18 protein-coding genes are annotated in these 14967 nt (G+C 68.9%); 9 read left to right on the forward strand and 9 right to left on the reverse strand.

The annotated features are described in order from the left end of the window. Positions 1–48: 48 nt before the first annotated feature. Positions 49–1134, reverse strand: coding sequence for an acyltransferase family protein (locus tag HNR30_RS25915; protein ID WP_181612607.1), 1086 nt, complete (start codon positions 1132–1134; stop codon positions 49–51). Between the two features lie 143 nt (positions 1135–1277). Here HNR30_RS25915 and HNR30_RS25920 point away from each other — a divergent pair, with 143 nt between their 5' ends. Beyond that, entirely contained in the window at positions 1278–1646 is a 369-nt protein-coding gene (locus HNR30_RS25920) for a PRC-barrel domain-containing protein (protein ID WP_181612608.1), read from the forward strand. Between the two features lie 55 nt (positions 1647–1701). On the opposite strand, the gene HNR30_RS25925 is transcribed toward HNR30_RS25920, so the two are convergent. Then, positions 1702–2298: a nucleotidyltransferase gene (locus HNR30_RS25925; RefSeq protein ID WP_181612609.1), complete on the reverse strand. Its 597-nt coding sequence runs from the start codon at positions 2296–2298 to the stop codon at positions 1702–1704. 61 nt (positions 2299–2359) lie between these two features. On the opposite strand from HNR30_RS25925, the gene HNR30_RS25930 reads away from it, so the two are divergent. From HNR30_RS25930 to HNR30_RS25945, 4 genes are all read left to right on the forward strand, one after another. Continuing rightward, on the forward strand, positions 2360–2827 hold the full coding sequence (locus tag HNR30_RS25930; protein ID WP_181612610.1) for a DUF1360 domain-containing protein: 468 nt from the start codon (positions 2360–2362) through the stop codon (positions 2825–2827). Next, positions 2824–3315 carry a DUF6328 family protein gene (locus tag HNR30_RS25935; protein ID WP_312894645.1) on the forward strand — a complete coding sequence of 164 codons (492 nt, stop codon included), beginning with the start codon at positions 2824–2826 and terminating at the stop codon, positions 3313–3315. Before HNR30_RS25930 ends, HNR30_RS25935 begins: the two co-directional genes overlap by 4 nt. Positions 3316–3423: 108 nt before the next feature. Continuing rightward, positions 3424–4368 carry a D-2-hydroxyacid dehydrogenase family protein gene (locus HNR30_RS25940; RefSeq protein WP_181612611.1) on the forward strand — a complete coding sequence of 315 codons (945 nt, stop codon included), beginning with the start codon at positions 3424–3426 and terminating at the stop codon, positions 4366–4368. A gap of 411 nt (positions 4369–4779) precedes the next feature. Continuing rightward, positions 4780–5154 (forward strand): hypothetical protein, encoded by a 375-nt coding sequence (locus tag HNR30_RS25945; protein WP_181612612.1) that lies wholly within the window; start codon positions 4780–4782, stop codon positions 5152–5154. On the opposite strand, the gene HNR30_RS48160 is transcribed toward HNR30_RS25945, so the two are convergent. Then, positions 5151–6965 carry an alpha/beta fold hydrolase gene (locus HNR30_RS48160; protein ID WP_181612613.1) on the reverse strand — a complete coding sequence of 605 codons (1815 nt, stop codon included), beginning with the start codon at positions 6963–6965 and terminating at the stop codon, positions 5151–5153. The two genes, HNR30_RS25945 and HNR30_RS48160, sit on opposite strands and share 4 nt — an antisense overlap. Positions 6966–7147: 182 nt before the next feature. Between HNR30_RS48160 and HNR30_RS25955 the strand changes: the two genes are divergently transcribed. After that, positions 7148–8143 carry a zinc-binding dehydrogenase gene (locus HNR30_RS25955; RefSeq protein ID WP_181612614.1) on the forward strand — a complete coding sequence of 332 codons (996 nt, stop codon included), beginning with the start codon at positions 7148–7150 and terminating at the stop codon, positions 8141–8143. Positions 8144–8180: 37 nt separating this feature from the next. Here HNR30_RS25955 and HNR30_RS25960 read toward each other — a convergent pair whose 3' ends face one another. After that, entirely contained in the window at positions 8181–8519 is a 339-nt protein-coding gene (locus tag HNR30_RS25960; protein ID WP_181612615.1) for a DoxX family protein, read from the reverse strand. Positions 8520–8681: 162 nt separating this feature from the next. On the opposite strand from HNR30_RS25960, the gene HNR30_RS25965 reads away from it, so the two are divergent. After that, on the forward strand, positions 8682–9050 hold the full coding sequence (locus tag HNR30_RS25965) for a hypothetical protein (RefSeq protein WP_181612616.1): 369 nt from the start codon (positions 8682–8684) through the stop codon (positions 9048–9050). Between the two features lie 76 nt (positions 9051–9126). Further along, a complete protein-coding gene (locus HNR30_RS25970; RefSeq protein WP_181612617.1) occupies positions 9127–10194 on the forward strand; it encodes an ABC transporter substrate-binding protein in 1068 nt (355 codons plus the stop codon). A gap of 11 nt (positions 10195–10205) precedes the next feature. Here HNR30_RS25970 and HNR30_RS25975 read toward each other — a convergent pair whose 3' ends face one another. Next, complete coding sequence (locus tag HNR30_RS25975) at positions 10206–11150, reverse strand: TIGR03557 family F420-dependent LLM class oxidoreductase (RefSeq protein ID WP_181612618.1); 945 nt, start codon at positions 11148–11150, stop codon at positions 10206–10208. Between the two features lie 69 nt (positions 11151–11219). Between HNR30_RS25975 and HNR30_RS46945 the strand changes: the two genes are divergently transcribed. Continuing rightward, a complete protein-coding gene (locus HNR30_RS46945) occupies positions 11220–11369 on the forward strand; it encodes a GPGG-motif small membrane protein (RefSeq protein WP_164903902.1) in 150 nt (49 codons plus the stop codon). Here HNR30_RS46945 and HNR30_RS25980 read toward each other — a convergent pair. The 4 genes from HNR30_RS25980 to HNR30_RS25995 form a co-directional block, all read right to left on the reverse strand. Then, on the reverse strand, positions 11359–12900 hold the full coding sequence (locus HNR30_RS25980) for an amidohydrolase family protein (RefSeq protein ID WP_181612619.1): 1542 nt from the start codon (positions 12898–12900) through the stop codon (positions 11359–11361). The genes HNR30_RS46945 and HNR30_RS25980 overlap by 11 nt on opposite strands. A gap of 79 nt (positions 12901–12979) precedes the next feature. Further along, positions 12980–13714, reverse strand: a complete 735-nt coding sequence (locus tag HNR30_RS25985) for a metallophosphoesterase family protein (protein WP_220133988.1) — start codon at positions 13712–13714, stop codon at positions 12980–12982. Beyond that, positions 13707–13955 (reverse strand): BON domain-containing protein, encoded by a 249-nt coding sequence (locus HNR30_RS25990; RefSeq protein ID WP_181612620.1) that lies wholly within the window; start codon positions 13953–13955, stop codon positions 13707–13709. The genes HNR30_RS25985 and HNR30_RS25990 overlap by 8 nt, the downstream gene beginning before the upstream one ends. Before the next feature lie 32 nt (positions 13956–13987). Next, on the reverse strand, positions 13988–14965 hold the full coding sequence (locus tag HNR30_RS25995) for a DNA topoisomerase IB (RefSeq protein WP_312894646.1): 978 nt from the start codon (positions 14963–14965) through the stop codon (positions 13988–13990). Between the last annotated feature and the right edge of the window lie 2 nt (positions 14966–14967).

The following is a 14967-nucleotide window of genomic DNA, read 5'->3' on the forward strand; positions in this document are numbered from 1 at the left end:
TGTCAATCAAGGGTTCCGCTAGACCTATGTTTATGCCGCGTGACGTTGTTAAAACGATTTGGAGATTTGGGCGGGGATGACTCCAACCGCCGGCCGTGAGGGCGCGGGTCGCGACAGGGCACGCTTGAGGCGGGAGGCCAGGGGCTTCTCGACGAACCTGTGCATGCCGTACGCGGAAACCAGCATGAGCGTGGTGATCCCGGCGAGCAGGACGTAGGCGTTGACGTAGGCGTCGAACAGGTTGAACAGGATGAACCCGATGTGCGCGTGCAGCAGGTAGAGCGGGTAGGTCAGCGCGCCCGCCGTCGCCATGCCGGGACGGCCCAGCGGCTTGGTCACCCGCATGGCGACCAGCAGCATGATCACGAAGATCAGCACCACGACGGCGACGATCACGGCCTCGGAGTAACCGACCTGGTAGCGGCGGCCCACGGCCTCGGCGAAGCCCACGGCACGGAAGACCGCATTGCCCAGGCAGATCGGGACGATCAGCGCGATCTGCCGGCTCATACCGAACCGGTAGAGCATGAACATGGCCATGCCGGCGATGAAGTAGTGCGAGTACTCCGACTGCACCAGCAGGTCCAGCAGCCGCGGCGCCAGCCCCGCCTGCACGGCGAACGTCAGCGCCAGCCAGCCCCACAGCACCGCCATCATGCGGTTCTTCGTCATACCCACCAGGGTCAGGGCGAAGATGACGGCATAGAACCGCATCTCCGTCCACAACGTCCAGTAGACGACGTCCACGTTGGGGACGTCCGCGACCGACTGGAACATGGTCAGGTTGGCCAGGAACTGCACCGGCGTCACCTCGAACACGCCCGCGCCGAGGGTGGCGACGACCACGGCCGTCACCACGAGGCCGACCCAGTACGCCGGATACAGGCGCACGAAGCGCGAGACCACGAAGTCGCGCGGCGACCTGCCCCAGGCGCTCATCAGCACCACGAAGCCGCTGATCAGGAAGAAGAGATCGACGCCGAGGTAGCCGTACTTGCTGACCACGCTCTCGGCGGCGAAGACCACCGCGGTCTCCCCCTTGGCCCAGCCGGAGAAGGTGTAGTGGAAGAGCACCACGCACAACGCCGCGATCAGCCGCAACGCGTCCATCTCGTACAGTCTGTCTCTCTCCATGTCTGGAGGGTGAACCCGACCTCTTGACGGGCGGTTGCCACATACCTGGCATCGACCAGCCATTCGCTTGAATCCGCGTTTAGGTACCTCTGACCGGGTAGCCGGGGATCTACCGAGAAAGTCGGACGAAAGGAGCACTCCCGATGGAGCTCTGGGAGTATCGCGCTGACGTCTACGATCGAGGCAAGAGTCTCGACCTGGTCGGATACCACGTCCAGGCCACCGACGGCAAGATCGGTTCGGTGGACGAGGCCACCTACGAGGTCGGCGAGAGCTACATCATCGTCGACACCGGCCCGTGGATCTTCGGTAAGAAGGTCCTGCTTCCTGCTTCGGTCATCACGCAGATCGACCCGCAGGAACGCAATGTCCACGTCTCCCGCACCAAGGCGGAGATCAAGGCAGCGCCGGAGTTCGACGAGGCGACCTTCAAGGAGCCCGAGTACCGCAACCGGGTCGGCGACTACTACCGCCAGTTCCCGAGCGGTCCCGGTGCGGGCACCACGTTCTGACCCAATCGGGAACACAGGGGCCGCGTCCTTTCGGGGACGCGGCCCCGCCCGTCTTTTAAGGCCACTTCGAGTCGCCGTCGGGGTTCACCGGGTGGGAGATCACCCCCAGCCGCTCCAGCAGCGTCAGGAACGTGAACGCGTACGGCGAATCCTGCGTGACCGCCGCCACCCGATCCCAGTCGACCTGCTCCCTCAGCGCCCTGACCTGCGGCAGCATGCTCCCGTAATCGCAGGCGTGCTCCGACATCGGGATCAGCCACGAGATGACCAGATCGGTCGCCTCCAGCACCGGCAGCCGCACCGCGGAAGCCGTCATCTGCTCCGCCCGATCCAGCAACGCCTCGGTGACGTCGTTGTCGGCGATCCTGAAGATCAGATCGACCAGCCTGTCCTCGTCGAACGCCTTCACCAGCCACCCCTCCGGCGGCGTCACCGTGCGGAAGCCCTGCTCACGCAGGGCCTCCAGGGCCACCGGAGCATCCTTCTCCGTGAGCACGAAATCCACGTCGTGCAAGGACGGCGCCGCCCCTCTGGCATAGGCCGCACACCCTCCCGCCAGCGCGAACTTCAGGCCCGCATCCTTCAACGCGTAACTCGCGCGCTTGAGCGTCTCAAGAATCGCGTCCGTAACCTCATGACTGTGACTCCCCATGGAGTGACGGCTACCCTCACGATCGACGACTAGACGCGCTGAACAGGGGTAGCGCCCAGGGATGCTCGAGGAAACCGAACGCGAATACCAACACGGCCCGCTCGCCCCCTACCTGCGGATCCTGGCGGTGTACGGCGGAGCGGTCGCGGCCACCGCGGCCATCGCGGCCCTGACCCGGCGTCGCCCGCCCGACCGCCTCGGCCTCCTCGACCTGGCCGTCATGGGCGTGTGCACGCACAAGGTCTCCCGGCTGATCGCCAAGGACCCCGTCACCAGCCCCCTGCGCGCCCCCTTCACCCGCTTCAAAGGCGTCAGCGGCCCCGCCGAGCTGAAGGAAGAACCGCGCAGCCCCGTCGGCGAACTGCTCGCCTGCCCGTTCTGCCTGGCCCAGTGGACCGCCACCGGCTACGCGGCCGGGCTCGTCTTCGCCCCCCGCATCACCCGCCTCGTCGGATCCACCATGACCGCCGTGGCCATGTCCGACTGGCTGCAGCTGGCCTACGCCAAGCTGATGAAGGAGGCTTCGTGACGACCGAATCCAGAGCGGTCAGCGAACCCGGCGAACCGGGCGAGAGCCACAAGGAACGCGTCGACCGCGAGCTGCAGGAACTGCTCCAGGGCCTGCGCGTGGCGGTCACCGGCGTCCAGGTGCTCTTCGCCTTCCTCCTCACCGTGCCCTTCCAGCAGGGATTCACCAAGATCGACCAGGCGGGGTTGTGGTTGTTCTTCATCGCCCTGCTCGCCTCGGCGCTGGCCTCCGTCTGCTTCATCACCCCCGCCGCCCAGCACCGGCTCATCTTCCGCACCGGGCTCAAGGAACGCATGATCCACCGCGCCAACCGGCTGGGGATCGCGGGGGCGATCTTCCTGCTCATCGCCATGACGTCGGCCGTAGCACTCGTGGCCGAAGTCGTGCTGAACAACTGGCCCGCGGCCATCTTCGGCGGCATCGTGGCGCTCACCGGAACCTGGTTCTGGCTGCTTGAGCCGATCGTGGACCTGCGCCGCGAACGCTGACGTGCTGGCCGCTCGAGCCGATCGCGGACCTGCGCCTGCTGGCCCGCTTGAACCGACCGCGGACCTGCGCCTGCTGGCCCCCTTGAACCGACGACTAATGTCGTCCCCATGATGAGATGCGCCATCCTGGACGACTACCAGGGCGTCGCCCTGGACCTCGCCGACTGGTCCAGGGTCGACGCCCGTTCGTTCACCCGCCACTTCACCTCGGCCGACGACCTGGTGGCGGCCATCGGCGACTACGAGATCGTCGTCATCATGCGGGAACGCACCCCCTTCCCCGCCTCCCTCTTCCCCCGCCTGCCCAACCTGCGCCTCCTCATCACCACCGGCATGCGCAACGCCTCCATCGACCTGGCCGCAGCGGCGGCCCACGGCGTCACCGTGTGCGGCACCGGCAGCCGCTCCACCCCACCCGCCGAACTCACCTGGGCCCTCATCCTCGGCCTCACCCGCCACCTCCTCCCCGAGGCCACCAACCTCCGCGAAGCAGGACCCTGGCAGTCCACCCTCGGTCTCGACCTCCACGGAGCCACCCTCGGCCTCCTCGGCCTCGGCAAGATCGGCACCCAGGTCGCCTGGGTCGCGCACGCCTTCGGCATGAACGTCGTCGCGTGGTCGCAGAACCTCACCCAGGAGCGCGCCACCGAAGCGGGCGCCACCCTCGCGCCCTCCCTCGACGCCCTGCTCGGGCAGTCGGACATCGTCTCCGTCCACCTCGTCCTCAGCGACCGCACCCGCCACCTCATCGGCGCCAGGGAACTCGCCCTCCTGCGGCCGACGGCGTACGTAGTCAACACCTCACGGGCGGCCATCATCGACCAGGACGCCCTGGTGGACGCGCTGCGCGCCGGCGCCATCGCGGGCGCGGGGCTCGACGTCTTCGACCAGGAACCGCTTCCTGCGAGCCACCCGTTGCGGTCCCTGCCCAACGTCCTCGCGACGCCTCACCTGGGGTATGTGACGTCGGGGAACTACCGGACGTACTTCACCGAGGCGGTGGAGGACATTCACGCCTTCCTCGCGGGCTCCCCCCTCCGCCGCCTCCACTGACCAGCACCATCGGTCTGGGCCTCGCTCGTCGCCCGCCTCCGGCATGGGCCTCGCGGGTCAAGCGCCTTCGCCGCGAGGCAGACTCGGGTGGCCACACCCATTCCTGAACCCAGCGATCAACTGGCCACCCGCGCCCGTCGAGGTCACCGCCGCTGCGGCTTCAACCGCGACGTCTACAAGCGCACGCCCGCCTTGCGATCGATCGCAACAGCTCCGCCTTCCGTTCGCGAAGCCCTCACCCACCAGACCGGATATGGCGCCTGCCACCGAGCCTCGACAGGCGGGAGGTGAGCGGTGGTCGTCCGACATCACTGCGATACTCCGCGATGCGAACCTCAACTGGCAGCACGCCTCAGCGTCACTGATGACCTTGCCCTTGACGCTCCTTTCTGGGCTCGGCAGCATGCCCGCATGAGTGTCGGACTGATCATCTCGATGTCTCAGCGCCAGTGGGGGCTCATCGACGCGTCCATGGACAATGACGCCAGCGTCGAGACCGTGGGCGGCGATCTCCAGCGAGCCGATCTCGCACGCAGCATCCGCAGGGCCGGTTGGGATCAGATCGGCCGCTGGACGCCAGGGGTTCCAGGCTCCGGCTCGTGGCCGCCACCGGACGAGATCGTGAAACCCGAACTCACCATCGCCCAGTGGCTGCTTACGGTCGATGTCCTCCAACGCTGGGCCGCGACCGCCGATCACCTCGGGCATCACGAAGTCGCCACCCAGGATCTCGAACTGCGGGAGCTGATTCTCTCCCGGCTTCATGCGCACGGCGTCCACGTCTAACTGCGTCCGAGCCCCCGGAAGAAGGTGCTGATGTCCGCCGCGAGTGGGGCCGGGGCGGCCATGGCGAGCATGTGGCTGGCGTGGTGGAGGTCGTTCCAGTGGACGATGCGGTTCTTGGGCTCGGCGATGCGGCGGAAGGCGGCGGGGCCGCCGTGGGAGACGCCGGTGGGCACGCGGTCCTGGTCGATGGGCATGCCGGCGGCTCCCTCGTAGTACGTCCACGACGAGGAGCCGCCGGTGTCGGTCAGCCAGTAGAGGCTAGCGTTGGTGAGGATGAGGTCGCGTGAGATCGGCTCGGCGCCGGAACCCCAGCCGTCGAACTCCTTGAAGCGCTCGACCAGGTAGGCCAGTTGCGCCACCGGCGAGTCGGACCAGCCGTAGCTGAGCGTCTGGGGCCGGGCGGCGAGATACGGGGCGTACGCGCTGCCGCCCGCTCCGCTGAGCATTTCGGTGACCCAGGCGATGCCCTGGCGCTCCTCCTCCGACAGGTCTTCCATGTCCTCGGGGCCGGTGGGGATGCCGAGGCCGCCGGTGATGTGCACGCCGACCACGTGCTCGGGGAACAGGGCGCCGAGCTGCGGGGAGACCAGCGCTCCCGCGTCGTTGCCGTGCGCGCCGTACCGCTCGTAGCCGAGGCGGCTCATCAGCTCGGCCCAGGTGCGCGCGACGCGTTCGATGCTCCATGGCCGTTCGTCGGCCGGGTTGAACGGCGAGAAGCCGAAGCCGGGCAGCGACGGCGCGACGACGTGGAAGTCCTCCGACAGGGGGCCCAGAAGGCCGGTGAACTCGGCGATCGAGTTGGGCCAGCTGTGGGTGATGATCAACGGCAGCGCGTTCGGGTTGGTGGAGCGCACGTGGAAGAAGTGGATGGGCTGGCCGTCGATCTCGGTGGTGAACTGCGGGAAGAGGTTGATCTTCGCTTCCCAGGCCCGCCAGTCGTAGCCGTCGGCCCAGTAGGCGGTCAGGTCGCGCAGGTAGCCGACCGGGACGCCGCGGCTCCAATCGGCCCCGGGAAGCCTGGCGGGCCAGCGGGTGCGAGCCAGACGCTCGCGGAGGTCGTCAAGGTCGGCCTGCGGGACATCGATGGCGAACGGCTTCATCATGTCTTCAGCGTAGGAGGCAATGCGGAAGGTTTCGTTCCGCATTTCGCCAGGTCGGGTCAGGTGCTGGTCGGGGCCCTGCACGGTGAGGAACACGCCGTGGGCGCGGACGCCGTTGGGTTGGTCCCAGGCGCCGGTCACCTGCCCGATCGCCTTCGAGGGGAGTGGCGGATTCGTTGCGGGGGTGAGGGGCCGGTTCAGGTGGATCGTTGCGCCCTCCGGGGTGGTGAGACTTGTGCCTTCGGCGTCGTCTGCGGCACTCGCCGTTGATGACAGCGCTTCGCCCGTATACGAGCGCGTGACCTCGTGATCGGGGGCGTCGCTGACGCTTTGCTGCTGGGCCTGGGCCCGGCCCTCGATGAGGGCGAGCAGCTGCTCGACCAGCACCGGGTCGTGGCATCCGTCGTAGGCCCAGCGGCGGCCCAGGACGCCGTGCTCCATCGTGCCGATGAGGGCGTGGTCGGCGCCTTCGAGGGGGGCGCCGCGGTAGGTGAGGGGGATGAGGTAGGAGACCGGGGTGGGGGCTGAGGAGTCGGCGACGACCATGAACTCGATGCCGACCTCGCCTGCCGGGTCGTCCAGGCGGAAGCCGCCCGCCTTGGTGAGACGGGGTTCGTCTGAGGTGCCGGGATACCACGGGCGGGTGGGGAGCCAGGCGGTAAGGAGCTCCAGTTTGGTCGGCTTGAGGGTGGTGTTGTGGACGACGGCCATGCTGGGCTCGCTCTCTTTGCGCGGCGTACGGCGGGGCGGCGGGGCGGCGGGGTGGCGGGGGTGACCTTGGTCATCGTGTCAAAGGCCGCCGGGCCGCCGTGCGCCGGGAGGGCTGGGTTGACCTGAAGTCCGGTTGAGGTTGCAGCATGGGTTCCCCAACGCGGGCAGCGGCAGGAGTGAGTATGCGAGTGGTTCAGGTGGCGCGGTTCGGAGGTCCCGAGGTGCTGGTGCCTGGGGAGGCGCCGGATCCGGTGGCTGGGGCGGGGCAGGTGGTGGTCGAGGTGGCGGTCGCGGGGATCACGTTCGTCGAGACGCAGATCCGGCGCGGCGTTGACGAGTGGCATGCCAGGCCGCCGCTTCCCCACGTGCCGGGTGGGCTGGTGGCGGGACGGGTGGGGGCTGTCGGTCCTGGGGTGGATCCGGCTTGGCTCGGGCGGCGGGTCATCGCCGACCTCGGGGAGAGTGGCGGTTTCGCCGAGCTGGCGGTGGCCGGCGTGGAGGAATTGTTCCCCGTGCCGGACGGGCTGGGGCTGCCGGAGGCGGTCGCACTGCACAGCGACGGCAGTACGGCGCAGGGCCTGGTGGAGACGGTGAAGGTGGGTCCCGGCGATCAGGTTCTGGTCGAGGCGGCCGCTGGTGGGGTGGGGAGTCTGCTGGTGCAGCTCGCTCGGGCGGCGGGGGCGAGGGTCGTGGGGGCGGCTCGTGGGGCGCGGAAGCTGGGCGTGATCCGGGAGCTGGGAGCGGACGCGGCGGTCGACTACTCCGAGCCGGGGTGGACCGAGCGGGTGCTGGAGGCGACCGGCGGGGTGGGGGCGACCGTGGTGTTCGACGGTGTGGGTGGGCGGATCGGGCGGGAGGCGTTCGAGGTGACGGCTCGCGGGGGGCGGTTCTCCGTACATGGTGCGTCCAGCGGGGAGGTCACCGGCATCGATCCCGGACATGCCAGTGCCAAGGGTGTGGAGGTGATCGGGATCGAGCAGCTCTTCGGGTTCGGGCCGCATCTGGGGCGGTGGGCGGAGCAGGTCATGTCCCAGGCTGTGGCGGGGGTGGTGCGTCCGGTCATTGGGCAGACGTTTCCGCTGGAGCGCGCCGCGGAGGCGCACGCGGCGATCGAGAACCGCACGGCTGTGGGCAAGACGCTGTTGGTGGTGGGGCCGCCGCCGACGACCTGGGGCTAGGGGTACTGCGCCAACGCACCAGGCGGCGCCGGGCCTCTCAGGCCAGGGCCATGGCCACGACCACCGGGGCCAGGTAGAGGAGCGGGAAGGGGACGTGCTTGTACGACCGGGCGCGGAGCACCGTCGCCACGGCGCCCGTGAAGTACACCACCAGCCCGATCCCCGCCGCGAGGCCGATGGCGGGGACGAACAAGCCGGCCACCAGGCCGAGGGCGCCCGCCGTCTTGGCGGCGCCCAGCCAGGGCCACAACGCCTGCGGCACGCCGTACTCGGCGAGGGGTTCGACGACCCACGCGGCGCGGGCGAAGACCGAGACGGCCGAGAAGGCCACCCAGGCGGCCGCGAGGACGGTGACGACGACATGTGCGGTGAACATCTGAACTCTCCTGTCATGGGGCTTGCGAGGTGAGTTCAGCTTGGCGGGGGAGGTTGATACGTCCGCGATGGAGCGGCGATGCGCGGGACCGAAGCCGTTCGAACCTCTTGGGGTCATTTGTCATCCAATGAGCGACGGAAAAGGATCTCCTCGGGAGGATCGATGAAGAAGACTCTCGCCATACTCGTCGCCGGCGGCGCCGTCGCCACGATGGCGCTCGTGGCCGCCCCCGCGGCTCAGGCCGCCGCCCCGCCGCAGTGCCAGGCACCCAAGGTGGCCGACAGGGACAAGGGCAGGGCCACGATGCGCGGCACGTTCAACCTCAAGGCCGGGCCGTACGCCGGGCCGCGGTGTTCGACCGTCGGGAAGGCCAGGAAGGGGCAGGTGCTGGAGTTCTTCTGCTGGGTGACGAACGACTACGGCACCCACTGGGTGTTCGCGCACGTCAAGGGGACGAAGAAGTACGGCTGGATGTCGATCGACAACCTGAGGACGTTCCGCGACACCAACAACGTCCGGGAGGGGTGCTAGCCCCTGGCCGGGGCGGCCCGCGCTCGGCTACTCTCGGCGCCGTTAAGATCCACTGCGCGATTCGGAGTTGACCGCCATGACGATGTTGCCGCCCGAAACAGCTGTCCGGATCGGTGCCCTGGTGCCGTTGTCCCGGCCCGGATGGGTCGAGGCGGGACGGCATCTGCTCGCCGGGCTCGAACTGGCCGTGGACGAGGTCAACGACGCGGGCGGGATCGGCGGCAGGCCGCTTGAGCTGGTGGTCAGGGACACGGCGGCGGATCCGCTGAAGGCCGCCGCGGCCGTGGACGAGCTGGCCGAGCTGGGGGTCGCGGCGCTGGCGGGTGAGTATCACAGCGTCGTGGCCCGGGCCGTGGCCGCGCGGGCCGATGCCCTCGGCCTGCCGTACCTCTGCTCGTCGGCGGTGCTCGACGCGCTCACCGAGAAGCCGGCCGAGTGGGTGGCGCGCATCGCGCCCGCGCAGTCGCACGGGTGGCGGATCTATGCGGACTTCCTGCTCGGCGCGGGGCACGAGCGCGTCGTGGTGGCGGCGCAGGCGAGCGTCTACTGGGCGTCCGGGATCCGGATCCTGCGGGAGGCTCTGGGGGCGCGTGGCGGGTCGGTGGTCGAGGTCGACATGGGGGCGGTCGATCCCGCGAAGCTCTGCGACGAGATCGTCGGCCATCAGGCGACGGCTCTGCTGCTGCTCGTCGGGCATCCGGAACCGGCGCTGCCCATCGTCGAGGCGGTCCGGGGTGATCAGCGGCTGGCCGGGGTCATGATCGGCGCTCCGGCCGGGCAGCCGGAGTTCGCCGAGTGGGCGGCGTTGCCGGACGGCGAGGGGGCGGGGATCCCGTTCCTGCGGTATCTGCCCGAGCGGCTCGGACCGCTGGGCGAGCGGGTCGAGGGGGCCCTGCGGGAGCGGTTGGGGGTGGCGCCCTCGTTCGTGGCGTTCGAGGGGTATGACACGGTCGCCGTGCTGGCGGAGCTGCTGCGGTCGCCGGATCGGACCTGGGCGGGGGTGTCGGTCGAGGGCACGAGAGGGGTGATCGGGTTCTCGCGGGCGCCGGGGATCGGGGTGTGGCAGTGGGTGTGGGCGCCGGTTCAGGTGGCGGAGAGGGATCCGGCCGCTCCTGACCGGATCCGTATCCTGCACACCGAGTGAGAGGCCCCGGCTCACCTCAGGCGGGGCAGGACCTCGCGGCCGTAGAAGTCGAAGAACGCGTCCTGCTCCGTCCCGATCTGGCTGATGAACACCTCGTCGAACCCGGCCTCGACGTACTTCCCCACCGCCTCCACGTGTACCTCCGGGTCGGGCCCGCAGGCGCTCTTGCCCGAGGCGTCCTCCTCCGACACCATCTCCGCCAGTTGCTCGAAGTGCCGGGGCAGCGGCAGCAGCTGCGACGCCTCCCCCTTGATCCCCTGCGTCGGCCACAGCCGGTGGACGGTCTTGCGTGCCTCGCCCTCGTCGGCGGCGTAACATACCTTGATCCCGCCCTGGGTGCGCTTGCCCTCCTTGGTAAACACCTGCACCTTCTCGGCGTCGGGCCCGGTGGAGATGAAGCCGTCGGCGATGCGCAGGGCCAGCTCGACCGACTTGTCCCCGAAGGCGGACATGTACACGGGCGGCGGCTCGTCGGGCAGGGTGTAGAGGCGGGCGGTGTCCACGCTGTAGTGCTTGCCCCGGTGGGTGACGAGTTCGCCGGACCACAGGGCGCGCATGACCTCGATCGCCTCCTCCAGCATCTCCAGCCGTTCGGCGGCCGGGGGCCAGCGGGAGTCGAGGATGTGCTCGTTGAGCGCCTCGCCGGTTCCGACGCCGAGCTGGAACTTCCCGCCCGTGAGCACGGCGCTGGTGGCCGCGGCCTGGGCGATGATCGCCGGGTGGATGCGGACGAGGGGGCAGGTGACCGCGGTGGTGATGGGAAGCGAGGTCGCCTGCGCGATGGCTCCGATGGTCGACCAGACGAAGGGGCTCTGGCCCTGCTCGTCGAGCCACGGGTGGAAGTGATCGGAGATCCACAACGCCTCGAAGCCGGCGCGCTCGGCCAGGACGGCCTGCCGTACCAGCTCGTCGGGACGGTGTTCTTCGCTGCTCAGGAAGTATCCGAAGGTAGCCATGAGACCCATCTGCCCGGATGAAAGAACGAAATGCGTTAAGTCATCTCATCTGGGGGCAGTAGCGGTGTCATGGCTACCTTGCTTTGGATCATCGCAGTAATCCTCGTCATCGCTGGGATCTACGTGATCCTGGCTCGTCGGGACATCCTCTGGGGGATCGTCCTCATCGTCCTCGGATTCCTGGTCGGACCGGGTGGCGTCAGTATTTTCAACGTATAGCGCGGTTCATGGCGGCCTGCCAGGTCTGTAGGTAGGACTCGGCTCCGGCTGCCATGTCCCGCATGAAATCGTCACCGGCGATCGCCCGCATGTCCTCGATCCAGTCAGGAACGAGGCCGACGTGGGCGACGCCGTCGACGTTGTAGTCCCACGTGCGCTGGCCCGTGCTCGCGCGGTCCTGGCCTGTCGGAAGCGGATAGGTCACGGCACTGCCCGGGCGCGGCGCCGGTAGCACGTGCAAGCCGTTGGCGTCGAGGCCGTAGCCGTATCCGGTCTTGCCGAACTCGTCGCGCAGCGTCTTGGACGAGCGCCAGCTGTCGACGAAGTCGTCTGCGTCGTGGCTGATCGACGTGATCATGCCGCCGAGCTGGTAGATGCGACGGAAGTAGTTCGGGTCTGTCCAGCTGTGCGAGGAGATCACGCCTGGATACCCGCGTGCCTCCAGCAGGTCGAGGGTCTGGTCGGCGGCCTTGACGCTCATGTGGTCGATCTCGACCATCATGCCGCGTGAGATCATGCCTTCCAGCATGTAGCGGCCCAGAGAGGTCAGGCCCTTGGTGTTGCAGTGCGGCGCCGGCGGGTAGACCGGCAGGCCCACGCCCGGCGGCAGCAGGTCGTTGAGGACCGGCGGGAGCACGCCGTCCGGCGAGATGGTGTTGTCGCGCTCGGGCCCCGTACAGCGTTCGACGCGCCAGAAGCTGCCCGAGGAGAGCAGGTTGCCCAGGTTGACGATCGCGCCCTGGGCTCCGGAGTCGAAGCGCACGCCGCACAACGCGTTGTCGTACTTGTGGCACAGGAACATGCTGCGCACGCCGAGCGCGTGCATCTCGTTGAGCCCGCGGTCGATCTGCGCCCTGGTGCAGTGCGGGATGCCCAGCGTGGTGCGGCATCCGAACGGCTCGGAGGTCTCGATGCCCAGGACGACGGCGAGCTTGCCCGCCGCGATGACCTGACGGGCCTCGTCGGGGCTCTTGACGATGCGGAAGAAGCCGGTGCCGGGGCCGCCCGACTGGGAGTCGATGTGGTTCTGCAGGTCGTAGGTGCGCTGAGCTTCCAGCCTGATGGCCGTCATCTCGTCGCAGGAGCGGTTCTTCAGCGGGTAGATCTCGCAGAGCTGCCGGTTGGTCACCAGGTCGTTGACCATGATGCGCAGGCCGCCGCGCCAGGCTCGCTCGATCCACTCGTAGTAGTTCTGCTGGTGGGTCATCGAGTCGTTGGCGGGCCAGTCCTTGAAGGTCGGGTAGCCGACCGGGTCGTGGGTGCCGGCGGGCGAGCCGGTTCTGGTGAAGTTCTCGAACCAGGCGGCCTCGCCGTTGGGGTGGTGGTCGAGGCAGTCGACCAGGGCCCTGGCGATGCCGTCGGGATGGAAGGTCTTGCCGCAGAACAGGGCACCACCGAAGCCCTCGTTCGACATCAGGTGGTTGTGGGTGTCGACGTAGCCGGTGACCGGCTGTGCGGTGCGGGAGGCGGCCGGGGCGGCGGCCACGGCGATCCACACGACGGCGAGCAGGATGACAAGACGTCTGACCATGGGCACCTCGGGAGGTTACTGGCGCGGGTGCCCCCAGCGTGTGGGCTTGGTCACATGTCGTCAAGGCCCAATGTGAGCCCTACTCGCCATTATCGGCGTCGCCCAGGCAGTAGACGCCGAAGGCCCGTCCCAGCACGGGAAGCGCGACGTTGCGCACCCTGATCCCGCCGGGCGTCATGCCCTTCTCCGAGCCCTTGTGCGCGTGACCGTGCAGGATCAGGTCCGCCCCGACGCTGTCGACGGCCTCGGCCAGCAGATAGCTGCCCAGGAACGGGAAGATCTCCGGCGGCTCGCCCTCCAGGGTCTCCTTGACGGGCGAGTAGTGCGAGAGCACCACGACGCGGTCCGCCTCGACCTCCTTCAGCGCCAGGGTCCACGCCTCGGCGATGTGGCGGGTGTGGGCGACGAAGTTCTTCATCTCCCGCTCGCCGAACTCGCTGGCGCACTTGCCCGCGAAGCCTCCCCCGAAGCCCTTGCCGCCGACCACGCCCAGGCGCGCCGGACCGCACTCCAGCACGTGGCTGTCGTCGTCGAGCACCACGATCCCGTGGTCGCGCAGCTCGGCGGCGATCTCGTACTGCTGGTCGGAGTGGTAGTCGTGGTTGCCCAGCACGGCGACGACCGGGATCGGCAGGTCGCGGAACTCCTGCGCCACCAGCCTGCCTTCCTCCGCCGTCCCGTGCCTGGTCAGGTCTCCGGCGAGCATGAGCACGTCGGCGCACTCCTCGATGCCCCCGAGGCGCGCGCGATACCGGCCCTTGACGTCCTCCCCCAGGTGGACGTCGCCGACCGCGGCGATCCTGATCTCAGTCAAGATGTTCAGCCTCCCCCGGCTCCGTCACTTCGACCACGTTGATCTCGTTGTGGACCGTCATGGCAGGCGCGGCCTCCTGCGCCACCACCCCGATCTTCCTGCGGTGCTCCTCCCCGGAGACCTGGCCGCGCAGGAAGAGCTGGTCGCCTCTGACGTCGACGCGAATGCCCAGCTCGTGGGTCCGGTCGTCCTCGGCGAGTTGCTGTTGCACTCTCGCCGCCACGTACTGCGGAGCCTCCATCGTGTCCTCCTCGCTCAGAAGGCCCGCATTCCCTACTGCTCCCGGATCAAACGAATGACCTCCTGCTCGGCCGCGCCGTGGGTGGCCGGAGTCCCGAGATCGGTGTCCGCCCCGAGGCCGGCGACGGAGATCGTACGGCCGGCCTCGAAGGCCTCGACCACCCGCGGATCCACGTACGACGCCCTGGCCACGGCCGGGGTGTTGCCGAGGTACTCGGCGACCTCCTTCATCACCCTGGCCACCGCCCGCCGGGTGCCCGAGGGCGAGATGGCCAGGCCCACCGCGGCCAGCACCGTGGCGTGCCAGGTGCGGAAGTCCTTGGCGGAGACCTCGCAGCCCAGGAGCTCGCGCAGGTAGTCGTTGATCTCGTGGCTGCGCACGTCGGACCAGCCGTCGGGGGTGCGGTACCTCAGCAGCTCCCCCTCCGCGCCCAGGGCCTTCAGCGACCGGATCACCGCGCAGGCGCCGGGATCGGTGACCAGCACCTCGCGCGGGATGTCGCCCTTGCTCTGGTAGGAGCAGGTGACGGCGCCGTTGGAGCAGGTCACGTGCTCCATGCGCAGGGTTGCCAGCCCGAAGGTGTCGTAGCTCTCGGTGCCGATGCGGAAGAAGCCGATGTCGAGCAGCCTGGCGGCCGTCGCGAGAACACGTTGCCTGGTCAGGCCCTTGCCTCCCAGGTGCTCGTCGATCTGGGCGCGGAAGGCGGGCAGCCGCTCGGCCACCTCCAGGACGTGGTCGAACTTGGCCTCGTCCTGCTGCTCGCGCCACAGGTCGTGGTAGCGGTACTGCCTGCGTCCCGCCGCGTCGGTGCCGACCGCCTGCAGGTGGCCGTACGGCGACGGGCAGATCCACACGTCGGTCCACGCCGGCGGGATGGCCAGGTCCTTGATGCGGCGCAGGGTCGACGAGGAACGTACGGGCTTGCCGTCCCGGTGGTAGGAGAACCCCCGCCCCCTGCGGCGCCGTACGATCCCCGGCTCGTTCTGGTCACTGGGGTGCAGTTCTGGCACGC

It is taken from the genome of Nonomuraea soli (assembly GCF_013761175.1).
GTDB lineage: Bacteria > Actinomycetota > Actinomycetes > Streptosporangiales > Streptosporangiaceae > Nonomuraea > Nonomuraea soli.